The sequence below is a fragment of the Labrys miyagiensis genome (genome assembly GCF_030160835.1).
GTDB lineage: Bacteria > Pseudomonadota > Alphaproteobacteria > Rhizobiales > Labraceae > Labrys > Labrys miyagiensis.
Window position 1 is genome coordinate 1 of record NZ_BSPC01000052.1, and the last position, 20,946, is coordinate 20,946.

Consider the following 20,946-nt stretch of genomic DNA (forward strand, 5'->3'; position numbering starts at 1 on the left):
CTTGTGTGCGCTCGCGTCGCGCCCTTTCCCCCATCCCTTAAAATACCCCTGGCGGCGTCTGCGTCCTTCTCGCCGGCTTGAAGAACGGCTTGCTCACCACCCGCGCCCGCACCATGCACTTCTGGTAGACGAGTTCGCGTAGCGCATAGATCTCCACCCAGAGGTTCTCCTTGTTGCGCTCGCCATAGGGCCGCTGCAGCGAGGCGAGGGCGATGTTGCGTTTGGCGGTGGGAGACCAGGCAGCGGCGGTGATGCTGCAATCAAACCGGATGGAGAAGAGCCCTTCTCAGCCGCGCAGCTTCTCGGCGAAGAGCACGATCGCCTTCTGGTAATTCGTCGACTTGTTCCACTCGCTCAGCACGCCGAAATTGCTGCTGCCCACTTCATAGCTGCTACCCGCCGACCAGCCATGGGCCTGCAGGAGGTTGGCGATGGATCCGAGCACGTCGGCGGGGGTACGGATGAGGTCCCGGCGGCCGTCGCCGTTCATGTCGACAGCATATTTCAGATAGTTCGAGCACAGGAACTGGGCCTGGCCGATCTCGCCGGCCCAGGCGCCGATCATGGCGGAGGGGGTTTCGTCGCCGCGCTGCACGATCTTGAGGGCCGACATCAGCTCGTTGCGGAAGAAGTCCGAGCGGCGGCAGTCATAGGCCAGCGTCGCCAGCGAGCGGAAGACCGGCATCTTGCCGGAGACCACGCCGTAATCCGTCTCCATGCCCCAGATCGCCACCAGGATCTCGGGTTGCACGCCGAAGCGGTTCTGGATCTGCGCGAGCACGTCGGCATAACGCAGCATCATCGCCTTGCCCTTGGCGATGCGCCCGCCGGTGACGCGGCCGGCGGCGAATTGCTCGAAGGTACCACCGAAGGTCTTCTTCTGCGAACGGTCGAGATGGATCACCGTGGTGTTGTAGGTCACGCCGCTCAGCGCCTCATTGACGACGCCTTCCGAGATGCCCTCGCTCACGGCCTCCTGCTTGAAGGCGTCGAGCCAGGCCGGGAAGCCGGCGGCATCGTTGCCGCATTGGGCGGCGTTGGCGGGCGCGGCTGCGAAGACCGCAAGCGAGAACAGGGCGCACAGGCAGGCGATGAACAGGCGCATGGAGTATCTCTGGTGGGAACCAAATTGATGGAATTGAGGGATTGAAGGGTCGGTGCAGGGCAGGGATTCGTCGATAGCCGTAAACGCATTGGCGATAAAGTTACAACTTATAGATGTATCTTCCCCGACAGGATTGTGCATAGCCGGACGGCTTCCTCTCCGTCTGGCCGCACATCGCAACCGGCGATGACGAAGCTTCCATCATGAAAGACGGCCCGCCGGTCGCAACCAGCGAGGATTCTCCTTATGGTTGGAAGCGGCTGGGGTAATGAGGAGACTTGCCATGGCAGAGCACGCAACCCCGACCTTGGCACAATGGGCCGGCGGGCCCGAAGCCTTTCGCAGGCTGACGAAGCTCTTCTACGAGAAAGTGCCGCTCGATCCGTTGCTGGGACCTGTCTTTGCCGGCATGGACAGGCATCACAGCGAACATGTCGCGGCCTTCATCACGGAGGTCTTCGGCGGCGGCCCGAACTACACCGGCGTGGGCGGTTCGCATGCGGGCATGATCGCCCGGCATCTCGGCCGCCATCTGACGCAAACGCAGCGCAAGCGCTGGATCGACCTCTTCCTGGAGACGGCTGACGAGGCCGGCCTGCCCGATGATCCCGAGTTCCGCGCCGCCCTGGTAGGCTATCTCGAATGGGGCACCCGCATCGCCGTGCTCAACTCGCAGGACGGCGCCAGCGCACCGCCACCGGGCGCGCCGATGCCGGTCTGGGGCTGGGGGCCGCCGGGCGGGCCCTATCAGGGCTGAGCGGTGGGGCTTGATAATTAAGCATAATGCTTTAATAAAAGAGGCAAGCTCTCGGGCGCGACAAGCCCGCCTGATCAAGAGAGATGCCACGCGATGTCCAGTCCGCCCGCCTCCGAAAGCCGCAAGGGCAGCAATTCCGTCCAGGTGCGGCGCTATAATGAGCGCGTGGTGCTCGAGGCGCTGCAGCGGCTCGGCCAGGCCTCGAAGGCGGAACTCGCCCGCTCGGCCAATCTGACGCCCCAGGCCGTCGCCGCCATCGTCGATCACCTGGAAGAAGTCGGTCTTGTCAGGCATGAGGGCAAGCGCGTCGGCCAGGTCGGCCAGCCCTCGACGCTCTATGCGCCGGCGCCGGACGGGGCCTTCTCGATCGGCTTGCATATCGGGCGGCGGGCTTTCGATGCCGTGCTGGTCGATTTCACCGGCAAGACCCTGCGCATCGAGACCTGCGAATATGAGTTCCCCGAGCCGAAGGCGGTGGCCGATCTCGCCGGCGCCTATGTCCAGACCTTCCGCGCCAGCCTCCCCCCGGCCTTGCGCGAGCGCATCGTGGGCGTCGGCGTCGCCATGCCCTATTTCATGGACAGTTGGACCAAGGAACTCGGCATGCCCCGTTCCATCACCGAGGCCTGGGAAAGCTTCGATTTCGCCAAGGCGCTGACCCACCATATCAGCCTGCCGCTGTTCTTCGAGAACGACGCCTCCGGGGCCGCCACGGCAGAGCTCGTCTATGGCCGGGGCCGGGAGACACGCGATTTCATCTATCTCTTCATCGCCACCTTCATCGGCGGCGGCCTGATCATCAATGGCAATCTGGAGACGGGGCCGCACGGCAACTCGGCCGCCTTCGGTCCCTATCCGGTGACGCCCTCCCTGCTCTCGACCGTGCCGCCGCCCAAGGGGCCGTTCGAGATCCTGCTGCGCCGCGCCTCGATCTATGTGCTGACCCATCATCTGCGCGAGAATGGCGTGCCGATCCGGCGCGCCTTCGAATTGGAGGCGATGGGGGAGAAGGCCGAGCCCTTCCTCGGCGAATGGATCGCCGATTGCGCCGATGCCCTGGCGCAGGCGATCGTCGGGGCCATTGCCGTGGTCGATGTCGACGGCATCGTCATCGACGGCATCCTGCCACCCGCCATCCTGCAGCGGACGGTGGAAGCGGTGTCGCAGCGCTTTGGGGAAATCGTGCCTGAGGGCCTGGTGGCGCCGCGCATCGAGGTCGGCACCATCGGCCCCCAGGCAGCGGCGATCGGGGCCGCCATCCTGCCGCTTTATGCCATGTTCGCCCCCGACAGCGGCACGCTGGTCAAGGCCAAGGCGCCCGGTTCGGGGCGCATCAATCTGCAGACCTATATCCTGGCGCAATAGGCGCGGGAGAAACCGATGGATGCCACGCCCTTGCTTGACTCGTTTCTCTCATGGATATATCCATTTGATTTAATAATTAGGGTCATGGGGGAGGCTGCCATGGGGGACATTCCCACGGTGATCCGGTCAGGCATGGCTGGGCCGGCCCTCCTTGCTTCCGCTGTCCTCAATCCAGTTTCCTGCGATGAATAGCGCTGTCGTCAATGAAATACCGGGCGAGGCGGTGGCCGTGGCTCCTGCCGCAACGGCCGGCCTGCGCAACGCCTCCAAGCGGTTCGGCGGCACGATTGCCCTCGCCGAGGCGAGCTTCGACCTCCTGCCGGGTGAGGTGCTCGCCCTTCTCGGCGAAAACGGCGCGGGCAAGAGCACCTGCGTGAAGCTCCTCGCCGGCGTCTACCGGCCCGATTCGGGGGCCGTGATCATCGATGGCCAGCCGGTGGATCACTGGTCGCCGCTCGAAGCCCAGCGCCGCGGCATCGCGGTGATGCACCAGCATCCCGGCCTGTTCGGCGACCTCACCGTCTTCGAGAACATCTTCGTCGGCCATATGCCGCGCCGCGCTCTCGGCAGCATCGATTATGACCGCATGCGCGAGGAGGCGCGGGCGCTGCTGGAGGTGGTGGGCCTCTCCTGCGCGCCCGAGGACCGGTTGAACCAGCTACGCACGTCCGAGCAGCAGCTCGTCGAGATCGCCCGCGCCCTTTCGGTCAACGCCAAGGTGCTGATCATGGACGAGCCCACGGCCGCTCTGTCCCAGCGCGAGGTGGAGCGTCTGTTCGCGGTGGTCGCCCAGTTGAGGGCACGGCAGGTGGCGATGATGTTCGTCGGCCATCGCATGGAGGAGATCTTCCGCATCGCCGATCGCATCGCCGTGCTGCGCGACGGCCACCTCATCGGCGTGAAGCCGGCCGCCGAGCTCGATCGCGACCAGGCGGTGCAGATGATGATCGGCCGCCCGCTCAAGGCGATCTATCCGCAATGGGAGAGCAAGCCGGGCGATGAAGTGCTGGCGGTCTCCGGCCTCACGCGTGACGAGGCCTTCCGTGATGTCTCCTTCAGCGTGCGCGCCGGCGAGATCGTCGGCCTCGGCGGCCTCGTCGGCAGCGGGCGCACGGAGATCGCCCGCGTGCTGTTCGGCATCGACCAGCCGACCGCAGGCACCATCACGCTTGCCGGCAGCGAGGTCTCCTTCGCCGATCCGCCGGCCGCCATGGCCGCCGGCATCGCCTATGTCTCCGAAGACAGGCTCGGCCAGAGCCTGGTGATGGACTTTCCCATCCTCGCCAATGCCTCGCTTCCCGTCATCGAGAAGGCGACCTTTGCCGGCCTGGTGATGCGCCGGCAAGAGCTGGCGCTGGTCGAGCCGCATCTCAAGCGCCTGAAGCTGAAATTCCGCAGCTTCGACCAGCCGGTGAAGACCTTGTCCGGCGGCAACCAGCAGAAGGTGGTGCTGTCGAAATGGCTCGCCACCCATCCGCGCCTCCTCATCCTCGATGAGCCCACCCAGGGCATCGACGTCGAGAGCAAGTCCGAGGTGCACAGCATGATCGCCGAACTGGCCCAGCAGGGCCTGGCGATCATCCTGATCTCCTCCGAGCTGCCCGAGCTCGTGAGCATGTGCGACCGCATCGTCGTGCTGCGCGAGGGCGAGGTGACGGGCGAGTTCTCCCGCGGCGATGTCGACCAGGAGCGCGTGATCCGCGCCGCTACCGATGCCGACAACGTCGAGGCCGGCAGGGCCCTGGCTGCTCCCGCGCATGCCGGCGAGGCCGAGAGCCGCGAGGCGCAGCCTTCCTTCCTGCAGCGCCTGCTAAGACAACGCGAGCTCGGCCTCGTCGCCGCCATGGCCGTGGTGGCGCTGCCGGTGATGGCAGTCAATCCGCGCATGATCAGCGCCGAGAACCTCACCGCCGTCGCCATGGACGCGGCGCTCCTGATGATCGTCGCGGTGGCGCAGATGCTGGTGCTGCTCACCCGCAATATCGATCTCTCCGTCGCCTCGGTGATCGGCCTCTCCGCCTATGGCGCGGCGAGCTTCATGCATGGCCATCCGGAAGCGTCCATCCTGCTCGGCATCGCCGTCGCCTGCGGCATCGGGCTGGCCTGCGGCGCGCTGAATGGCCTCGTCGTCACCCTCGGCCGCGTGCCTGCCATCGTCGTCACGCTCGGGAGCCTGTCGGTCTTTCGCGGTCTCAACAGCCTGTGGGCCGGCGGCAAGCAGATCAGCGCCGACCAGGTGCCGCAAGACTGGCTCGACATGACCAGCGCGCGCCTTGCCGGCATTCCCGCCGTGATCCTGATCGCCCTTGTCTGCGTCGTCGTCATCGGCGTAGCGCTGCGCTATTTGCCCGTCGGGCGTGAGCTCTATGCCATCGGCTCCAATCCGGACGGGGCTTCCCTCATCGGTATCCGCAAGACCGCCCTGGTGCTCGGCGCCTTCATGCTGGCGGGCCTGCTTGCCGGCTTCGACGGCGCGCTCTGGGCCTCGCGCTATGCCACCATCGACGCCCGCGTGGCGCTCGGCTTCGAGCTGACCGTGATTGCCGCCGTGGTGGTCGGCGGCGTCGCCATCCGGGGCGGCGCCGGCTCGGTGCTCGGCGTGGTGCTCGGCGCCTTGACCCTGCTCGTCATCCAGAACGGGCTGACATTGGTGCGCGTCGATCCGCTCTGGCTCCAGGGCGTCTACGGCCTCGTCATCCTCCTCGCCGTCGGTGTCGATACGGTGATCGGCCGGCGCACTCTGCAGGCACGGAGGCGGCGATGAAGACGGGGCTCCTCGAAAGGCTCGCCACCTGGGAGAACTTCCTCGGTCTGCTCACGATTGCCGTGCTCGCCTACGCCGTGCTGGCGGTGCCGAACTTCGCCACCAGTTTCAACATCTCCCAGGCGATTGCCGGCGCTTCCGAGCGCGCGCTGATCGTGCTGCCCATGGTGCTGCTGATCATCGCCCGCGAGATCGACCTCTCGGTCGCTAGCATCCTGGCGCTGAGCAGCGTGGTGTTCGGCGTGCTGATCCAGGCCGGCTTCTCCCAGGAGGTCGCCATCCTCGGCGCGCTCGGCACCGGCATCCTCTGCGGCGCCTTCAACGGTGCGCTGGTGACCTGGCTCGGCTTGCCGTCCCTGGTGGTCACGCTCGGCACGATGGCGATGTTCCGGGGCATCGGCTACATCATCCTCGGCACGGATTCGGTGAACGAGTTCCCGGATTCCTTCACCGATTTCGGCATCAACACGCTGGGTGACTCGCCGATCCCCTGGACCATCGTGCCCTTCCTGGTGCTGGCGCCGGTCTTTGCCGTCGTCCTGCAGAAGACCGCGATCGGCCGGCGCATCTATGCGCTTGGCGGCAGTCCGGATACGGCGCTCTACGCCGGCGTGCGCGTTGCCCGCATCCGCCTGTGCCTCTTTATCGTCAGCGGTCTCGTCAGCGCCATCGCCAGCATCGTCTTCACCGCCCGCCTCGCCAATGCCCGCGCCGACAACGCCATCGGCCTCGAACTCGATGTCATCACCATCGCTTTGCTCGGCGGGGTCAGCGTGTTCGGCGGCAAGGGCAAGCTCACCGGCGTGTTCCTGGCCCTGGTGCTGATCGCCACCCTGCGCAACGTGCTCGGCCTCAGCCAGATCGGCGGCGATGCGCAGGGCACGGTGATCGGCCTGCTGCTCATCCTCTCGCTGCTGATGAGCACGACGGCGCAACGCTTCTACACGGTGCTGCAATCCGCACTGGCACCGGATCGTCCCGGACGGCCGGGTTCAAGCGGCCGGGCGGACAAGTCGAAAGCAACTTGAACGAGAAAGCCAACCGAAAAAGCCAACAAGGAGGAACGGCCCAATGACGAAGCATCTCTTGACCACGGCGGCATTGCTGCTCGGCGCGACCATCATCTCCACCGGCGCTCTCGCCGCCGAAAAGTGCTCCAAGGAACCGGTGACGGTGGGCTTCCTGCCCAAGCTCGACACCGACCCCTATTTCCAGGTCGCCAAGACGGGCGCCGAGGAGGCGCAGGGCGAGATCGGCGGCAAGGTCATCCAGCAGGCGCCCTCGCAGGCGACCGCCGAGGCGCAGATCGAGTTCATCAACAATCTGGTGTCGCAGAAAGTCGATGTCATCGCGATCTCGGGCAATGACGCCAATGCCGTAGCGCCGGCCCTGAAGCGCGCCGTCAAGCAGGGCGTGCGCATCGTCTCCTATGATTCCGATGTCGCCGAATCCGCCCGCACCCTGTTCTTCAACCAGGCCAAGGGCGACAGCCTCGCCGAGATGATGCTGGAGAGCATGGGCCAGATGATCAACTACGAGGGCGATTTCGCCATCCTCTCCTCGACTCCGACGGCCACCAACCAGAACGCCTGGATCGACTTCATGAAGAAGCGGCTGACGGAGCCGAAATACGCCAAGATGAAGCTGGTGCAGATCGCCTACGGCCAGGAGAGCGAGCAGATCAACCAGCAGCAGGCGCTCGGCCTGGTGCAGGCCTTCCCGAACCTGAAGGGCATCATCATTCCCGCCGGCATCGGCTTGCCGGCCGCCGCCCGCGCGCTCGACCAGGCCGGAAGCCTCGGCAAGGTCAAGCTCACCGGCCTCGCGCCGGCGACCCTGATCAAGAAATACATCCAGAACGGTTCGGTCCAGGATATCTGGTGGAACGTCAAGGATCTCGGCTACCTCACCTATTACGGGGCGCAGGCCCTGGCGCAATGCAAGATCAAGGGCAAGGAAGGCGACAAGTTCACCGCCGGGCGCCTGGGTGACTACAAGGTCGGCGCCAAGGGCGAGGTGGTGCTCGGGCCGGCGAAGATCGTCACCCCGGCCAATGTCGAAGAGTTCAAGTTCTGACCGCGGCAGAGGTGAAGGCCATAGGCGCTAGCCTAAGGCATATAAGGCGCGGCCAACCTTCCCCGCAGTCGGGGAAGGATTCCCGCGCCTGTCTCCGCAAAGCTAGCGCCCATGACGGTGGAGATGCGCCTCATGACACAGACCCTTTAGGAATGTCCTTATGACGGAGAACTGGTCGCTCGACTGGTCCCATGGCAGCGTGACTGTCCATAGCGGCGCCGGCGCCATCGGTCGCACGCGCTTTCGCCTCGAGGACGGCCGCGAGGTCGAGCCCTTCCACGAGGCGCCCTGGATCACGGCCGGCGAGGCGGTCGAGCCGGGGCTAGGGAATCTCAGGGGCGATTGGCCCTGCCTGCCTTTCGGACGGGTCTACGGGCCCGATGACCGGCTGGTGGAGCCCTGGCACGGTCTGGTCGAGGCGCCGGTGCCGGCTTCGGCCTCCCCGCTCGCCGAGAGCGATTTTCTGCTGCACGGCTACAGCGCCAATGCCGAGTGGAGCCTGGTATCGAAGACGGAACGCGAAATCGTCCTCGGCCTGGATTATCCAGCGGATTCGCCCATTCAGCGCATCACTCGCTCGATCCGGCCGCTCGACGGGCAGGCCGGCCTCGATGTCGCCGTGTCGATCGTGGCGCGGCGGCGCTGCGTCAGGCCTTTCGGCTTTCATCCCAACTTCGCCCTGCGCGGGGCGCCCGGCTCCTTCCATATCGAGCCGGGGCCATACAGGTTCGGCCTGACCCATCCCGTCGACGAGGTGCTGGCCCGCGCCGCGCCGAACCGCCGGATCGCCAGCCTTGCCGAGGTGCCGCTCAAGGGAGGCGGCCACGAGCGCTTCGACCGCCTGCCCTTCGCCGACGACCGCGAGGATATCATAGAGCTTTGCGGCATCGAGAAGGGCATGCATCTCGTCGACCGGCATGACAGGGTCGCCTGGGATCTGAGTTGGGATACCGCCAAGCTCCCCTCCTGCCTGTTGTGGATGAGCAATCGCGGCCGCAAATTCGCGCCCTGGAACGGACGCAACCTCTGCGTCGGCGTCGAGCCGGTGGCCTCGGCCTTCGATTTCGGCAGCGTGATCGCGGGAGCGGACAATCCCATCGCGAAAGAGGGGGTCGCTACCGCGCTGACGATCGAGCCGGGGACACCGTTCACGGTCGGGTATCGCCTGGTCGGACATACCCTTGCGGCGTAAGGCTGTTTCCCCCGCGACGACCGTATCAGGAAGGGAGCTGTCATCCCCGGCGTGTCCTCCCAAGCTTTGCTTGGGAGTGGAAGCAAGCAAAGGGACCTGGGGGGAAAAGTGGTAAACCTATGCCCCTCGTGGATATTCAGCTCATCGAAGGCGTCTTCGATGCAACCCAGAAGCGGGACATGAACCGCAAGGTCATGGATGCCATGGTCGCCGTCGAAGGCGAGGCCATGCGCGGCGTGACCTCAGTGCGGGTGCAGGAAGTCGCCAGCGGCGGATGGGCCATCGGCGGCAAGGCCCTGACGGCCGCCGACGTCAAGGCGATGGCCGGGCGATAGGTGACGGCGGAGGTCCCGATGTGCCCGACATGGGGCCTCCGCGGGCGGGGAGGGCGGCGTGGAGCCGCCCTTTCTTCATTCCCGCGTCATTTGTGGCGACATAAGCCTAGTCGACGCGCGACCGGTCGTGCGAGATGAGATCGCCCGCTACAGCCTGTATATCGACGACTATAAGCGCATCCGCGCCAGCTTGACGAGCCCATGGCTGGAGTGCAGGGGCAACGACACCTCCCATCACGACCACGTGGCGCTCGGGGTGCCCTATGTCCAGGAGTAGAGCTTCTACCGCGACCTCTTGATCGTCGCGTAGGCCGTGCCGCGCTTCCAACGCGCTGTTGGAGCAGTTCCTTCGTAGTCTCGAAAAATGACGCCTGGATTTGTGAAAAAATCGGCGGCTTCACCGAAGTGCACTAGCGTACCACAAGTCGTCCACTAGGATCACGAGTGGGTTCGTTAGACTGCGGTGACTTTTCCCGACGCCGATACTACTCCAAAGCAGGCAAATAATTTCTTTCTAGGCCGTCGAGTTGACGGCTGGCTAAGCCACAATTCTGGATTTACGGCGACAGTTTATCAATTGCATGCTGGCCCCTATATTCCTGCACATGTTGCAGAGGTCACTTTGATTCCTCTTCTTGCCGACCATGTTACTCTGTGAGGAGGTATGATTAAGTAAATTATCGCCGTAGTTGAATTGAGAAACGGAGTTTAACGCTTAGGTGGCGTGCCAACTATCTCTTGGACTGTTTTTCGTTCTTGCCTTCATTAGAGAGATCTCAGTGTTGCTGGAACTCTGGCGCTCTAGTCTGAGCGCTCACTCGGCTTGCCGAGAGCGAGATCAGAAAGAGCAGTGCCTGTCACCACTGTTACTCGCACAACAAAATAAACTCCGTCGCGATTGGAATGTGTAATGCCCATTGCGATTATATCTCTTACGTTTTTCATAAGCTTAGAAAGGTATTTGGACTCTTGGGCTTCTCTGCCATTCAATCTCCAAATGAATGAACTTCTCCTGAATAGATTTAGTAGGTTTACTAGATCGCCCGATCTTTCAAATATACGCCAAAGTGCTTCGTGGCATCTATCAAATAATGTGAAGAGTCGTTCGTTGTATAAGAAGTGATACGCCTCGACAAGACGTGCTTTCTCATCAACGGTCATGGTCGAATTTGTAAATCGGGAACTAGCATAATCAACGACCGCCCTCACGGAATTATAATAGTCCTTGTTAGATCTGGCACCTTTCGCTATCTCGCGTAATTGTTCTCGTACGTCCTCTCCGCGTCTGGCGCTTCCGCGCGCAAGGTCTAAACGGATGTTATTTGAAAGTATATGAGCATCTTTTGATTGCGCGGTTCGAAGACGTTATTTCAACTCTACTTCACGTTTGAATTCGTCTACCATCTGATTAGTAATAATCACTCGCGCTTGGAGAGCTAAATTACTATGCTGGTCTATCGCGATGACACGTTGTGCAGAAGTGGCCGCTGCCATTTCATCGCCGCGGCTCTCATAACTAAGTGCTAGGCCCAAGGCAGCTTGTTGCTTCTGAAGTTTAGATAAATGATCTTCGTTTAGGCTTTCAAAAATTTCTATAGCCTCTTCTATACGACCAATCATTCTTAAGTTACGTGCAAATTCATAATTGAAGACAGCAAGTTCTTTGTCATGCCCACTGTAATTTTGCAGTAGCTGAACCATATCTTCACAAAGGCCAGAGGCCGCTCTATAGTGACTGCCGTGCATCAATGCTTCGACGAACGCAGTCGCGAGCCTTATTGATGCTTCAATCTCGGTCGCCTCTCCGCCATCAAGGCTTCGCCTCGCGTTTCGCAGAACGAGCGTTGAGGCATTCTGAATCTCGTATCCGTCGCACAGGGCCGCTCGCACGCGCTTCCCGGTGGAGGAGCTGCTTATGGAACCGCTTGCCCAGTCTCTGCCAAAATAGAGATCCAACGCTTTCCGATCAGTGGATGCTGCTGCAGCGGGATCCATAGATGCTCGGACATAGTCGCGTACTGGGCGTGGCACGATCAAGGCCTTGCCTGTATTGTCAGCAGAAGCATCGACGGTGGAAAGGCCAACAGCGTCGATGAGCGACCGCTCCAAAAGTGCTCGTGCATGCACCGGTCCGAACGGATGCACGCCGAGGAATCGAGCTAGTCGCCCCAGTTGCTCACCTTGAGGAAGGGCAGACAGCGCAAGCAGTAACTCATACGCGCGCTGTTCTGACCTCTCCTGCGACTTTTGTAACTCGTGTACACTAGTAATAAGCGCCGGCGGTGTTCCAACTACGACTTCACCCGCTGTTACAAAGTCTGGGTTGGCCGCCAGGAGATCGCGCAGTGACACAACCTCTAAATCGCGAAGCGCGTCATCGATACGTGTTGGAACACCATCGGTGTGACGGAGAAGCAACGACGCCGCATCTGGTTTGCCATATCGACTGCCGCCAATTTCACTCTCCGACGCATAGACGGCCAGATCGGCCTCATCGAGAACTCGTAGTTCGATTACTCTGTAGCGCGGACTTTTTGGTTGACGACGGCTACGGATGATGCAGTGAGCCTGTCCAGCGTAGTCAGTCACGGCCGAAGCAAGCTTCTCGATATCTGCCTCAATTTCCCTTGCCTGGTGACTTGCAGCTAGGTCCACATCGTCGAAAATTAGAATTGAAGGGCCAATTTCAGAAATAGCTTCGCAAATCTGTGAAAACGTGGCGTTTATTCTCGTGTGTAAGGTATCAAAGAACGACTCGCGTTCTCTAAAAGTACTAAAGTCTATGCTGAAGACAGCGTCATAAGGCACATGTAACTTATCGCGAATAGATGCCACGAACCCATCGAAGCCCATGCCCCAGTCCGCGGAGATCCAAGCAATCTTCTCGGAAGAAAATGAGTGGATGCATGTTTCTTGTTCGACGCGCCGGACATTGCGATGCGCTCGCTTTTCTCCGACATCGAAGCGAATAACCGACAGATCAAATTCTATCGTCGTCGTGAGATCGAGTTTAGGGGATGGCGAGCCCGAAGGGAGTCCGCCCCCAGGCTCTATGGCAGCCCTATCTTCGCGTTCAACCTCGTAATTGAGGCTAAAGGAGCCAGTCGTCTCGTCTAAATCTTGTTCGAAATCCCGGTCGAGTTTGGCTCGTCCGCTTGTAGTGGTGATTAGCCGTCGAGGCCAACTCGTCAAGGTCCTTAGTTTGCCACGCGATACGATCTCATTCAGCGAATAGCCTTGGATCCGTTGGAAGGTACTATCCCCATACCACTCCAAGCCAAAGAGGGAGGCTACTTGCATACTAATGCGACTTAGACCGCCGCCTTGGCGCGTTGAGGCGGTAGTTGGCTGATGCATGTGTCCGAATAGGTGTACATCAAAGCGCCCTGGAGGATTGATGTCATTTTCCCAAGTTGCAGGCTTGTTTAGCTTCAGCCAGTTTGCTGGCTGATGAGTGATGAGCAGGCTTACGTGCTTTGATCTCGCCCATTCATCAGGGCTGTCGTTCGTGATACTAAGTAGTTGGCGTGGATCCACATGTAGTTCGCCTTCATAATTGCCTGAACCTAGCTGTAGCCAAGTGCTATTCAATCCGATAACTCCAGCGGAACCAGTACTTGTGGCGATAGTGTAAGACGCATCTCCCGGAAAGGGGCCTTCCAAATCGGGCACCGCGTGTAATCCTCGGTTAATCGCACGCTCCCTCCAATCGATATAGTTGCTGAGGGTTTGCTGTAAGAACGAGCGGTAACTCGCTCCATCAGCTTCCCAGATAACCCGACTGAGGGCTGCATCATTCCAGAACTGTTTGAGTGCAACGGCCTCGGGCGCTAGTGGCGGCGGGCGCACTATATCGTGGTTGCCAGGTACCGTGACAAGCTTTGGTCGTTCCTGATGAGCTGCGATACAATCGAAAATTTCATCGATAATCGCGTCAAATCGCTCGAACTCAGCGGCGTCGCCCTGGTACGCCAGATCCCCAGAAAATACTACTAGATCAATCGTTCCATTTCTCTGGAGGAGTGCGTGAAGATCTCTCAGAAAGACCGTCTTAAAGCGCGGCCAAAGCTGGGTCTGATCACCCATTCCTACATGGAGGTCGCTGAAATGCAGCCAGCGGAGGGCGCGATTGTTTTCATGTTCTAAAGAAGCAGTCATTCTGGATCAAACAGCATGCGAGGAATCGGAAGTAAGCAGCCTTACTCACCTAGTGCTGATGGCTTCAACTAGCAATTGGTCGTACAACGTCTATCGAAACTTTGCCAGTGAGTGTTTTTAAGGGTGGCAAGCGATAATCCGCCTTCTCGAGTTGAGAATAATCTCGTAAGTCAATTGCAACGAACTCTTCGGACTGCAATCCTACATTTTCCTCGCTGGCTAATGTCGACTTCACTCTGTTTGTCCTGTTAGAGCAGACGTTCTTCATTCTCCACTCTGGTCATCAAACCAGGTTGAGTGGCCCAAATGGATGCCTAGCCGGGCCTGCATCGCGGCCCCTCACACCGGACCCGCCGGCAGGAACGTCCAGCTCATCGTGTGCTCCCCCCTCCGGCAGCGTCATCACGATCTGCACCGAGCGCCGCGGCCCTTCCGGGTTGGCCAGGTGCGCGGTCTCCGCCAGCGCGAAGGGCACGTCGGCCAAGAACACGCACTCCTTGCCGTTGGGCAGCGTGATCACGATCCGCGTGTGGCCATTGGCCGGGCGGCGTCCGGTCTCCGCCTACCCAAAGCACCTGGCCCAGGCCGTCGATCCACGCCCAGGCGCTCTACCTCTACGTGAATTACACCAACACCCGAAGGTGATGATGGCCGAACACAACGTCATCCTAAAAGATCGCGACGGCTATGAAACCGTAAACTACCCAATTGGTGGGATGTCAGCCGCGAGAAAGCATGCGAAATACCTGCTGAGTGAAGAATTCGCCAAAAGCTTCGGGTTCAGACCATGATACACGCCGCAGCCATGAGGTCGAGGTCCAGGCCGTCCACACAGGCGAGGGCCTGTGGGGCGCTTTGCGCCAATTCCGCCAACCTCGCCATCGGTAAAGCCTGCAATGCCCAAGACATCATCTCAAACCGACCTGCTGCTCCGTAAAGGCGCGATGGCGTTGAAGGCAATCGGTGGCGCACTCGACAGCGTCGCCCATGCGTTATCTCCAACGACGGGCCCTAATGCAGCCGGCGCGTTCCTTGACGGCGCCGAGCTGTCGCTCAAGCGCGCAATCTCACTGATCGCGGAGGCTGACGATCTCGCTCCTCATAAGCGACTTGATGACGATCACGCCTGCCCGGTGACAGAGGCGTTGGATTACGTTGAACAGAAAATGAACAGATCTTGATTTTTATTCGATCCCATGCTTTGATCCCTCTTGGAACGAAGTGTCAGCAGCCGGCGCAGGTACAACCCGGCTCCGAACGCTTCCATCCACCCCGACAGCCTGTCCAGGCGACAGGCGTAAACGGTGGTCCTGCTTCTCTCGAAGCCGGCCTCCGGGGGTGACGTGCGGGACAGACGGGATCGGCACCACATGGAAGTGCCTCGCGATGGAAAGACCACGCGATCAAGATCCCTGGACGGAGCGTGAAGGGCTTGAGCCCGGCAACGCCTTCGTCCCATCTCCCGCCGATGCGGTGAAGACGGCTCATGCCACTGTCCGGCCAGGACTGCAGCGCTGAGCCCCTTCACCGAGCCGGCTGGCTCAGGTTCGGATGGTCCGTGCCATCCGCTCCCGGCTCGCCTCCGCCTGCACAAGGCGGAAAAACAGGTGGCCTTGCGCGCCTTGTCAGCGCGCCAGGCAGCCGGAACGGGGCGATGGCGGCCTGCACCGACAGTGCGGCCTGCATCTTCCATGATCCTGCTTTCACGGCTGCTCGGCAGCCGCCATCGCCCGGTTCTCTTCATCAACCCAGCCGAATGAGGCGTGGGAACGAGAGCGTTTGCGCATTGGGGTGAGAGGGAATGACAGTGCCGGAGCCATCGGCCATCGATCTCGGCCAGATCTTCCCTATGGTACAGGGGCGCGCTCGCACGCACAGTCATATTCTCGTCGCCGATACCAAGCTCTCTTGGCAGAAGCGTCGCGGACGTGCATTCATGCTGTGCCGCAGCAAACTCCGTTGCCGGCCTCGATGCCTGCCCATCCGCGAGACGCCCTCCATGTATGACTATGACATGCTCGTCATTGGTTCCGGCCCTTCCGGGCGCCGTGCCGCCGTGCAATCGGCCAAGCTCGGCAAGTCGGTGCTGGTGGTGGAGAAGGGCAGGCGGGTCGGCGGCGTTTCCGTCCATACCGGCACCATCCCCTCCAAGACCCTGCGCGAGACGGTGCTGAACCTCTCGGGCTGGCGCGAGCGCGGCTTCTACGGCCGCTCCTACCGCGTCAAGCAGGATATCGGCGCCGGCGACCTGATGGCCCGCCTGCAGAAGACGCTGGACCACGAGGTCGAGGTTCTCGAGCACCAGTTCAGCCGCAACACCGTGCGCACCGCCCGCGGCGAGGCCTGCTTCGTCAGCCCGCACGAGATCGAGATCACGTCCGATGTCGGCGAGAAGCGCATCGTCTCGGCCGCCCATGTGCTGATCGCCTGCGGCACCAAGCCCTTCCGGCCCGATTATGTGCCCTTCAACAACACGACCGTGTTCGATTCCGACGAGATCATCGAGCTGCCCAAGCTGCCACGGAGCCTTGCGGTGATCGGCGCCGGCGTGATCGGCGTCGAATATGCCACCATCTTCTCCGCGCTCGATGTCGCCGTCACCCTGATCGAGCCTCGCCCCACCTTCCTCGACTTCATCGACAAGGAACTCATCGACGAGTTCATGCATGAACTGCGCGATCGCAATGTCGCCCTGCGCCTCGGCTCGGCGGTCAACTCGATCGAGGTGGGCGAGAATGGCCGCATCACCACCAAGCTCGGCGATGGGCGCCATGTCACCACAGAGATGCTGCTGTTCGCGGCCGGGCGCTTCGGCGCCACCGACAGGCTCAATCTCGAGGCCGCCGGGCTGAAGGTCGACCATCGCGGCCGCATCGGCGTCAATCCCGCGACGTTGCAGACCGAGGTGCCGCATATCTATGCGGCGGGCGATGTGATCGGCTTTCCGAGCCTCGCCTCCACTTCGATGGAGCAGGGCCGTGTGGCTGCCTGCCACGCCTTTGGCCTCAATCCGCCGCCGCCACCGGAATATTTCCCTTATGGCATCTATTCGGTGCCGGAAATCTCGACCACCGGCCTTACCGAGGAGGAAGTGCGCCAGAAGGGCATTCCCTATGAAGTGGGGATCGCCCGTTTCCGCGAGACGTCGCGCGGCCATATCATGGGGCTCAACAGCGGCATCATGAAAATGATCTTCTCGACCAAGACGCGCCGCCTTCTCGGGGTCCACATCCTTGGCGAGGGAGCGACCGAACTGATCCATATCGGCCAGGCAGTCCTCAACCTCAAGGGAACGATCGACTACTTCATCGAGAACACCTTCAACTACCCGACGCTGGCCGAAGCCTACAAGATTGCGGGCCTCGACGCCTGGAACCGGATGGGGCGGTAACATGGAGGAACTGATTTCCACCCGGGTCGTTGCTGATAGCTGAGCTGCCTGGTTCGAGCCGGAGAGCCGCGTATCAGCAAGCCTGATCATCCTTACTTCACGATCTCAACCGACACCTCAGGGAGGCTGCCGTGCCCAACGAACACCAGCTCGTCGTACTCTTCGATGTCGACAACACCCTGCTCGACAATGATCGCTTCGGCGACGACCTCATGGACAAGCTTGAAAGCCTGTTCGGGGCCGAACAGCGGGCCCGTTATCGCAAGCTTTATGAGAAGATCCGCGACGAGCATGGCTATGCCGATTATCTCGGCGCCCTGCAGTTCTTCCGTGCCGGACTGGATGACGATCCCAAGCTCCTGCAGATGTCGAGCTTCATGCTCGAATATCCCTTTGCCGAGCGGGTCTTCCCGGGCGCGCTCGAGGCGATCGCCCAGCTCAAGGCCTTCGCCACCCCGGCCGTGCTCTCGGACGGCGACGTGGTCTTCCAGCCGCGCAAGGTGCAGCACGCCGGCATCTGGGATGCCATGGACGGCAATGTGATGATCTATCTGCACAAGGAGCTGGTGCTCGACGCCGTGCAGCGTCGCTACCCGGCCGATCACTACGCCATGGTCGACGACAAGCCCCGCCTGCTCGCCAAGATGAAGAAGGTGATGGGCGACAAGCTCACCACCATCTATGTCCGCCAGGGCCACTACTCGGCGGAGGCCGAGGCCGAGGGCAAGGTGATCGATCCCAAGCCGGACGTCACCATCAACCGCATCGCCGAGCTGCTGACGCTCGACCGCAGCGCCTTTTACGGCGTGCAGACGCTGAGCAAGGCGGGGTAGGGTGGTGCAGCGATGAGGGACGCGCCTCGCGGAGAAGGCTTCGCGTCGCTCAGGCTCCTATTTGACCAACTCCAGGATCTCCAGATCGCTGCAGCAGGTCTTCGGCATCTCAAGGCGCAGGCGCTTGGTGCCGACCTTGAAGAGGTAGGCCACCACATTCCTGTCCGTAGCATAGCCATAGGGCACTTGCGGATCTTCGGCGAGATCGGTGCCGCCCAGGAAGGCGTAGCGATCGTCGCGCACGCGGTAGAGGAAGCCGCTCACGCGCTGCGAGCCGTTGAGCTTCTCGAAGAAGAGCTTGCCGTCCTTCTTGTGAATGGCGCATTTGAAATAGGTATAGATATAGGCCCCGCCCTTGTGGTCGCTGGCCTGGGAACCGTCCGAAAGCTGCGCGCTGCGGCAGCGCCAATTGCCGATGAGGTCGCTCTCGCTGGTGATGGCGACGGGCTCGCCCAAGACGATCTTCTGCAGCGCCACGCCGTCATCGCCCGTGGTGCCGGCGAGGGCCGCGGCGATGGTGCGCTGGCGGGTGGCGTCGAAATCCAGGAAACGCGCATGATCGGCATCCTCGATCTTGACCGGGATCCGCGGCGTCGGGTCGAAACCCGCGGCGCCGGCCGCCGAGGCGAGGCCGGGAATGGCGAGCCAGGCAAGCGTGGCGGCAATCCGCAAATCGATTCTCATGGCAGTCTTCCTCTTCACGATGGCGATCTTTTGCCTGCCCCGGATCTGCCAGGCAAGGGCCTGCCGCTGTCATGGGTCAACGCGCCTGGCTCAATGGGGTTTGTAAGTCCCGCTGGCACGCGATAGAACCGGCGCCGCGGCACGCCTTGTCGAAACCGGAATCCATGAGTCTGCGCCTTCCCCTTGTCCTGGCCCTGGCGATCTGCTTGTGCCTTCTCCTCGTGCCGGGAAAGGCCCAGGCGCAACAGGAGACCTTCGACCAGGCGATCTGCAGGCTGATCGAGACGGCGGCGGCGGCCAGATCCATCCCGCCGGAGATGTTCACCCGGCTGATCTGGCGCGAGAGCAGCTTCCGGCCGCATGTCATCAGTGGAGCGGGGGCGCAGGGCATCGCACAGTTCATGCCCGGCACGGCGGAGGAGTGGAACCTCGACGACCCGTTCGACCCCGAAAAGGCGATTCCGGCTTCCGCTGCCTATCTCACGGCAATGAAGGACCAGTTCGGCAATTGGGGCCTGGCGCTCGCCGCCTATAATGCCGGTCCGAAGCGACTACAGGACTGGTTCGACAAGGGCCGCTTCCTGCCGCCGGAAACGGAGGATTATGTCCGCTTCATTACCCATCGCAGTGTCTATGACTGGGCCTCGCTCGAGGGGCTGAAACGCGAGCCGGAGCCGCCGAAGGACCAGGGCTGCCTTGCCATCGTCACCGCCATTCGCAAGACGGCGCCGCAGGAGTTGATTGAGGGGCCCTATGCCCCCTTCGGCGTGCAGCTTTCCGGCAATTTCTCCAAGAGCCGGGCCATCGCCTCCTATGAGCGGGTGGCGGCGCGCTTTCCCGCCATCCTCGGCGGCAGGGACACGCTGATCATCGGCACGCGCATGGCCGGCCGCGGCCGGCGGGCCTTCTATCGCGTGCGTCTGCCGGCCAAGACCATGCGCGAGGCAAGTCTCCTGTGCGACAGGCTGCATCAGGCGGGCGGGGCCTGCGTGGTGCTGCGAAATTAGCACGAAAAATGCCGGGTGCGAGAGGCACCCGGCAGTCGGGGTCGTAGAACGATAGCCGGTTAAGGCCAGGAAAACCACGAGTGCGTCAACAGCTCGAAGTCGACAGGGCTGCAGGGGAGAGCAAGCCCCGACGGACGCCAGGAACGGCTTCGTGGCATCCGATCGAGGTGACAACAGGCGTCGGGCAGCTTTGTTCCAGCGCGTTTTCACTTTTTTATTGGGGCATGGCGGCTGTCAAAGACGAGGCCGATTCCTGGGACCGCAGGCGTCCCGCCTGCTCTTGGAAACGATACGGTTTAAGAGCAGGCGGGACGCCTGCGGTCCCAGGAACGCTTCCTTCGACTTCGCCCTACTATGGAACATACAGCGAACAAAAGACTCGACAGCCTCGTCCGCCGACCTTAGCTTTCGGCCGGTGAAACGCGGGAGGAATCGATGGCGGCGCAGGCGAGGGTGAGCGAGTTCAAGACCACGGCCGAGCTCGAGGAAAGCGTCGATGAGGCCATCGCCGAATGTGGTGGCGATCCCCGCGCCGCCGTGCGCACGCTGCTGGTCGCCAACACCCATGCCATGGCCGAGATCGCGGTGATCGAGGCGGAGATGGCCAAGCTGCTCGCCGACGTCTCGCGGGGCTATTCTCGCGGCAATTGGGAATGGCTTCTGGAGCGGGCCGAAGTGCCGATTCCCTATTCGCGCGGTTGATCCGCTCAAATTGTCGGGCAAAGAAAAGCCCGCTTGCGCGGGCTTTGGGAGGTTCGACGAGAGACGAGCCGGGAAAACGCGAACGACACGTTGGGAGGGTCTGTTCGGAGAGACCGCGCCGCTCGCAAAGAGAGATTAGCCGGGGTACAAATTTTCTGCACACCGTCAAATTTGCCGGTAGTCCACTGACTGCTATGGGGGCAACTGCGTTCGCGGCATCATCCGCCTGCCTCGGCGGCAGGCTTGTTGCCATCGATGACGGGCATGCCCGCCTCGGCCGTGGCGGCGATGAAGGCGGCTCTGGCATCTTCCGGCGTGCGCAGGCCGGCGAGGACGTCGAGGCAGATCTTGCGGGCCTCGATATAATGCGGTCCGCCTTCCACCGGCCAGCGGTTCAACAGATAATGCGAGGCCTCGTCCGTGCTGGCGACCACCCGGCAGGTCCCGGGGCAAGCCTCGAACATGACGGGCTTCGACCAGGCTTTATTCTCCATGGCATACCTCCCGCAGCCGTAACGGCCGGGATACGGCGGCGGTTCCCTCGCGGCGGCCGTTGCGCCGCCGGCGGGCGTGTCGT

Annotated in this window: 19 protein-coding genes; 14 read left to right on the forward strand and 5 right to left on the reverse strand. The window is 61.9% G+C overall.

The annotated features are described in order from the left end of the window. Window positions 1-37 precede the first annotated feature (37 nt). Window positions 38-271: a glycine cleavage T C-terminal barrel domain-containing protein gene (locus tag QQL24_RS22845; protein WP_348536493.1), complete on the reverse strand. Its 234-nt coding sequence runs from the start codon at window positions 269-271 to the stop codon at window positions 38-40. Window positions 272-286: 15 nt separating this feature from the next. Beyond that, window positions 287-1,105, reverse strand: a complete 819-nt coding sequence (locus QQL24_RS22850; protein WP_284314600.1) for a lytic murein transglycosylase — start codon at window positions 1,103-1,105, stop codon at window positions 287-289. Window positions 1,106-1,388: 283 nt separating this feature from the next. Between QQL24_RS22850 and QQL24_RS22855 the strand changes: the two genes are divergently transcribed. The 7 genes from QQL24_RS22855 (at window position 1,389) to QQL24_RS22885 (ending at window position 9,594) form a co-directional block, all read left to right on the forward strand. Then, window positions 1,389-1,862 (forward strand): group II truncated hemoglobin, encoded by a 474-nt coding sequence (locus tag QQL24_RS22855; protein WP_284314601.1) that lies wholly within the window; start codon window positions 1,389-1,391, stop codon window positions 1,860-1,862. Between the two features lie 93 nt (window positions 1,863-1,955). Next, window positions 1,956-3,227 carry an ROK family transcriptional regulator gene (locus QQL24_RS22860; RefSeq protein ID WP_284314602.1) on the forward strand — a complete coding sequence of 424 codons (1,272 nt, stop codon included), beginning with the start codon at window positions 1,956-1,958 and terminating at the stop codon, window positions 3,225-3,227. A 184-nt stretch (window positions 3,228-3,411) separates the two neighbouring features. Continuing rightward, window positions 3,412-5,991: an ATP-binding cassette domain-containing protein gene (locus QQL24_RS22865; protein ID WP_284314603.1), complete on the forward strand. Its 2,580-nt coding sequence runs from the start codon at window positions 3,412-3,414 to the stop codon at window positions 5,989-5,991. Beyond that, complete coding sequence (locus tag QQL24_RS22870; protein WP_284314604.1) at window positions 5,988-7,019, forward strand: ABC transporter permease; 1,032 nt, start codon at window positions 5,988-5,990, stop codon at window positions 7,017-7,019. Before QQL24_RS22865 ends, QQL24_RS22870 begins: the two co-directional genes overlap by 4 nt. Window positions 7,020-7,062: 43 nt before the next feature. Continuing rightward, window positions 7,063-8,067 (forward strand): rhamnose ABC transporter substrate-binding protein, encoded by a 1,005-nt coding sequence (locus tag QQL24_RS22875; protein WP_284314605.1) that lies wholly within the window; start codon window positions 7,063-7,065, stop codon window positions 8,065-8,067. Window positions 8,068-8,227: 160 nt separating this feature from the next. Beyond that, the gene (locus QQL24_RS22880) at window positions 8,228-9,259 is read left to right on the forward strand and encodes a hypothetical protein (RefSeq protein WP_284314606.1); all 1,032 of its coding nucleotides are present in this window, start codon (window positions 8,228-8,230) and stop codon (window positions 9,257-9,259) included. 119 nt (window positions 9,260-9,378) lie between these two features. Continuing rightward, on the forward strand, window positions 9,379-9,594 hold the full coding sequence (locus QQL24_RS22885; protein WP_284314607.1) for a tautomerase family protein: 216 nt from the start codon (window positions 9,379-9,381) through the stop codon (window positions 9,592-9,594). A 1,365-nt stretch (window positions 9,595-10,959) separates the two neighbouring features. Here QQL24_RS22885 and QQL24_RS22890 read toward each other — a convergent pair. Beyond that, window positions 10,960-13,752 carry a metallophosphoesterase gene (locus tag QQL24_RS22890; RefSeq protein ID WP_284314608.1) on the reverse strand — a complete coding sequence of 931 codons (2,793 nt, stop codon included), beginning with the start codon at window positions 13,750-13,752 and terminating at the stop codon, window positions 10,960-10,962. A 512-nt stretch (window positions 13,753-14,264) separates the two neighbouring features. On the opposite strand from QQL24_RS22890, the gene QQL24_RS22895 reads away from it, so the two are divergent. The 5 genes from QQL24_RS22895 (at window position 14,265) to QQL24_RS22915 (ending at window position 17,976) form a co-directional block, all read left to right on the forward strand. Beyond that, window positions 14,265-14,543, forward strand: coding sequence for a hypothetical protein (locus tag QQL24_RS22895; RefSeq protein ID WP_284314609.1), 279 nt, complete (start codon window positions 14,265-14,267; stop codon window positions 14,541-14,543). 105 nt (window positions 14,544-14,648) lie between these two features. Further along, window positions 14,649-14,933 (forward strand): hypothetical protein, encoded by a 285-nt coding sequence (locus QQL24_RS22900; protein WP_284314610.1) that lies wholly within the window; start codon window positions 14,649-14,651, stop codon window positions 14,931-14,933. 205 nt (window positions 14,934-15,138) lie between these two features. After that, window positions 15,139-15,270, forward strand: coding sequence for a hypothetical protein (locus tag QQL24_RS22905; RefSeq protein ID WP_284314611.1), 132 nt, complete (start codon window positions 15,139-15,141; stop codon window positions 15,268-15,270). A gap of 481 nt (window positions 15,271-15,751) precedes the next feature. Next, a complete protein-coding gene (gene sthA, locus QQL24_RS22910; protein ID WP_284314696.1) occupies window positions 15,752-17,143 on the forward strand; it encodes a Si-specific NAD(P)(+) transhydrogenase in 1,392 nt (463 codons plus the stop codon). A gap of 131 nt (window positions 17,144-17,274) precedes the next feature. Continuing rightward, the gene (locus tag QQL24_RS22915) at window positions 17,275-17,976 is read left to right on the forward strand and encodes an HAD family hydrolase (protein WP_284314612.1); all 702 of its coding nucleotides are present in this window, start codon (window positions 17,275-17,277) and stop codon (window positions 17,974-17,976) included. 57 nt (window positions 17,977-18,033) lie between these two features. Here QQL24_RS22915 and QQL24_RS22920 read toward each other — a convergent pair whose 3' ends face one another. Then, on the reverse strand, window positions 18,034-18,660 hold the full coding sequence (locus QQL24_RS22920) for a DUF4893 domain-containing protein (RefSeq protein WP_284314613.1): 627 nt from the start codon (window positions 18,658-18,660) through the stop codon (window positions 18,034-18,036). Window positions 18,661-18,824: 164 nt separating this feature from the next. Between QQL24_RS22920 and QQL24_RS22925 the strand changes: the two genes are divergently transcribed. Together QQL24_RS22925 and QQL24_RS22930 are read left to right on the forward strand one after the other, a co-directional pair. Continuing rightward, complete coding sequence (locus tag QQL24_RS22925; protein WP_284314614.1) at window positions 18,825-19,667, forward strand: lytic transglycosylase domain-containing protein; 843 nt, start codon at window positions 18,825-18,827, stop codon at window positions 19,665-19,667. A gap of 435 nt (window positions 19,668-20,102) precedes the next feature. Further along, complete coding sequence (locus tag QQL24_RS22930; RefSeq protein ID WP_284314615.1) at window positions 20,103-20,369, forward strand: hypothetical protein; 267 nt, start codon at window positions 20,103-20,105, stop codon at window positions 20,367-20,369. Between the two features lie 218 nt (window positions 20,370-20,587). Here the strand turns inward: QQL24_RS22930 and QQL24_RS22935 are convergent, their stop codons facing one another. Next, window positions 20,588-20,863: a DUF982 domain-containing protein gene (locus QQL24_RS22935; RefSeq protein ID WP_284314616.1), complete on the reverse strand. Its 276-nt coding sequence runs from the start codon at window positions 20,861-20,863 to the stop codon at window positions 20,588-20,590. Window positions 20,864-20,946 lie beyond the last annotated feature (83 nt).

What these genes read in the sequence shown, in the direction of transcription:
- QQL24_RS22850 (WP_284314600.1), bottom strand. Translation starts at nt 1,105, where the DNA reads ATGCGCCTGTTCATCGCCTGCCTGTGCGCCCTGTTCTCGCTTGCGGTC.
- QQL24_RS22855 (WP_284314601.1), top strand. Translation starts at nt 1,389, where the DNA reads ATGGCAGAGCACGCAACCCCGACCTTGGCACAATGGGCCGGCGGGCCC.
- QQL24_RS22860 (WP_284314602.1), top strand. Translation starts at nt 1,956, where the DNA reads ATGTCCAGTCCGCCCGCCTCCGAAAGCCGCAAGGGCAGCAATTCCGTC.
- QQL24_RS22865 (WP_284314603.1), top strand. Translation starts at nt 3,412, where the DNA reads ATGAATAGCGCTGTCGTCAATGAAATACCGGGCGAGGCGGTGGCCGTG.
- QQL24_RS22870 (WP_284314604.1), top strand. Translation starts at nt 5,988, where the DNA reads ATGAAGACGGGGCTCCTCGAAAGGCTCGCCACCTGGGAGAACTTCCTC.
- QQL24_RS22875 (WP_284314605.1), top strand. Translation starts at nt 7,063, where the DNA reads ATGACGAAGCATCTCTTGACCACGGCGGCATTGCTGCTCGGCGCGACC.
- QQL24_RS22880 (WP_284314606.1), top strand. Translation starts at nt 8,228, where the DNA reads ATGACGGAGAACTGGTCGCTCGACTGGTCCCATGGCAGCGTGACTGTC.
- QQL24_RS22885 (WP_284314607.1), top strand. Translation starts at nt 9,379, where the DNA reads ATGCCCCTCGTGGATATTCAGCTCATCGAAGGCGTCTTCGATGCAACC.
- QQL24_RS22890 (WP_284314608.1), bottom strand. Translation starts at nt 13,752, where the DNA reads ATGACTGCTTCTTTAGAACATGAAAACAATCGCGCCCTCCGCTGGCTG.
- QQL24_RS22900 (WP_284314610.1), top strand. Translation starts at nt 14,649, where the DNA reads ATGCCCAAGACATCATCTCAAACCGACCTGCTGCTCCGTAAAGGCGCG.
- QQL24_RS22905 (WP_284314611.1), top strand. Translation starts at nt 15,139, where the DNA reads ATGGAAAGACCACGCGATCAAGATCCCTGGACGGAGCGTGAAGGGCTT.
- sthA (WP_284314696.1), top strand. Translation starts at nt 15,752, where the DNA reads ATGTATGACTATGACATGCTCGTCATTGGTTCCGGCCCTTCCGGGCGC.
- QQL24_RS22920 (WP_284314613.1), bottom strand. Translation starts at nt 18,660, where the DNA reads ATGAGAATCGATTTGCGGATTGCCGCCACGCTTGCCTGGCTCGCCATT.
- QQL24_RS22925 (WP_284314614.1), top strand. Translation starts at nt 18,825, where the DNA reads ATGAGTCTGCGCCTTCCCCTTGTCCTGGCCCTGGCGATCTGCTTGTGC.
- QQL24_RS22930 (WP_284314615.1), top strand. Translation starts at nt 20,103, where the DNA reads ATGGCGGCGCAGGCGAGGGTGAGCGAGTTCAAGACCACGGCCGAGCTC.
- QQL24_RS22935 (WP_284314616.1), bottom strand. Translation starts at nt 20,863, where the DNA reads ATGGAGAATAAAGCCTGGTCGAAGCCCGTCATGTTCGAGGCTTGCCCC.